This is a genomic window from Cupriavidus pauculus, from assembly GCF_008801835.1.
In the GTDB taxonomy this organism is placed as follows: domain Bacteria; phylum Pseudomonadota; class Gammaproteobacteria; order Burkholderiales; family Burkholderiaceae; genus Cupriavidus; species Cupriavidus pauculus.
This window is the reverse complement of the sequence record NZ_VZOW01000107.1, coordinates 1-353: the sequence shown is the minus strand read 5'-3', so window position 1 is coordinate 353 and position 353 is coordinate 1. Positions and strand designations below refer to the sequence as shown.

General features: G+C 54.4%; 1 protein-coding gene. It reads left to right on the top strand.

Features of this window, described 5'->3' with window-relative positions:
* Nucleotides 1-213, top strand: a 213-nt coding sequence (locus F7R19_RS30085; RefSeq protein ID WP_211922811.1) for a hypothetical protein, incomplete at its 5' end; no start/stop codon positions are given.
* Between the last annotated feature and the right edge of the window lie 140 nt (nt 214-353).

Sequence of the window (353 nt, the reverse complement as noted above, 5' to 3'; positions counted from 1 at the left end):
CACAATAAAGGCGACATCTTCCCTCAGGCGCGTGCATGCACGCTCCCTGAGGGAACCCCTCCAGCGTCCATCACCGTTCTTGCTCAAATCCCCACGCTTTCGGCATCACGAAAGCTGCTTATGCACAACGGCAATGCGACTAATCTTCATGGATTCTCCTCATTAAGACCCGAAATTAATTTGGTGGGGGCGAGTATAGAAATCTGCAGATGACGGTCAGATTGCGTGACCTTGCCCCTGTTCCACGAATCCCATAACCGAGGGAATTAGGCAGCCCGGTGTTGCTGAGCTGCGGACCAGTTTTTCTCGAACGTCATGGGGCTGACGTAGCCCAGCGTCGAGTGGAGTCGGCT